At 31.8% G+C, this 1,425-nt stretch carries 2 protein-coding genes; both read left to right on the top strand.

Annotated features, from left to right (window positions below):
- Positions 1 to 785, top strand: a 785-nt coding sequence (locus JCM9152_RS22810) for a hypothetical protein (protein ID WP_158318469.1), incomplete at its 5' end; no start/stop codon positions are given.
- A gap of 212 nt (positions 786 to 997) precedes the next feature.
- Positions 998 to 1,336, top strand: a complete 339-nt coding sequence (locus JCM9152_RS20975) for a nucleotidyltransferase family protein (protein ID WP_235715794.1) — start codon at positions 998 to 1,000, stop codon at positions 1,334 to 1,336.
- Positions 1,337 to 1,425: the final 89 nt, after the last annotated feature.

Below are 1,425 nucleotides of genomic sequence, written 5' to 3'. Positions count from 1 at the left end.
CTGGGCATTTGAAAGTATATTATGAAAGGGGAAAAATATATTTTCATGACAAAGAACAAGGTGTGTTTGGCTACACAAACTATGATGAAATATTATGGGAGAAAGTTCAATCTGTAAATTGGCGGGTAATTTGGGGAAAGCCAAATTCAAAAGGTCAGCGAAAAGGCTATATCGGGACCTACTCAAAAAAACTTGGAAAATATAATAAGCTTCATCAAGTAGTAATGATACATTGGTATGGACTTGAAGTGCTTATTGAAGCATACGAGAAAGACTTCATTGTTGAACACATGGACAATAATTCTTTTGATTGTACAATAGAAAATTTAAGTTTTGCCCCCAATAACGTCAATATTGCAAAAGGTCAAACGTATGATATTGAACGGGTTGAAGCATTGCCAATAGCTGCCATTAATAAGTATAAAGATTTTGAAACAGGAAAATATCAAATCACTGTTGGTTTTAATAATTGGGTGGTTAAGAAAACAGAAGAAGGATTAATTCCAATGAATGCAATCCGGCTCGTTTATGAGGATGATTACAGACGCACATTTATGGACGCACAAGATATCTTATACGAACTTACGACCAATGGTATTATTAATCCAGAAAAGTTAAACCATATATACATGGAAGAAGAACCAGCAGTACTATATGAATTTAAAGAAGGAGAAAATAGGTCTGGTGTAATTGAAGTTGATGGTAAGATGCATATTATACTTGATGAACATACTCGCCTTATAAAAGTTGCTCCTAATAAAGAACTCTACAAAGGGGACTTCTAAATTCCTAATTGGGAGATTATATTTTCTACTACTTTACGTGTACATTACTGGAATGGTTTTAATGTACTTTCTTCTATAAAAAAGAGAAATACTTGGATTTAGTTGTGGATAAATTAGAATAGTAGAAGTATCAGAAGAATTTGCAGTGATTAAGACCTATAAAAATGTGGTTAATTGAGTTCGGTATTATAAACCTATAAAAAGAATAACCAATGTTGGAAAATGGTGTTGATGATATGTTATCTAAACAAGAAATCCTTGATGAATTATCAAAAAATCTAAATATATGGAGAGCAAAATATGGTGTTAAGCGCATTGGTTTGTTCGGTTCTTATAGCCGTGATGAACAAACGGAATCAAGTGATATTGATGTTGTAGTAGAATTAAAAGATTCTGATTTATCTTTTGATAATTACATGGACTTAAAAATTGAACTTGAGGACCATTTTCACAAACAAATAGATTTAGTTATATTAAATGATATTAAACCTGCTTTAAAACAAGAAATTCTATGGAGCATCATGTATGTAAAGGGAAACAAGGAGGATTGATAGATTTAGTTGTTAAAGAGTTCTGATTGCATAACAGGAATGATAGGCTAGAACTGGCTGCATCCTAATTAAATAATAACTCGTTGCAT

Source organism: Halalkalibacter hemicellulosilyticusJCM 9152 (assembly GCF_000513115.1).
GTDB lineage: Bacteria > Bacillota > Bacilli > Bacillales > Bacillaceae_D > Halalkalibacter > Halalkalibacter hemicellulosilyticus.
Note: the sequence above shows the minus strand (reverse complement) of the source record. Positions and strands in the feature narration are given on the sequence as shown.

What these genes read in the sequence shown, in the direction of transcription:
- JCM9152_RS20975 (WP_235715794.1), top strand. Translation starts at nt 998, where the DNA reads ATGTTGGAAAATGGTGTTGATGATATGTTATCTAAACAAGAAATCCTT.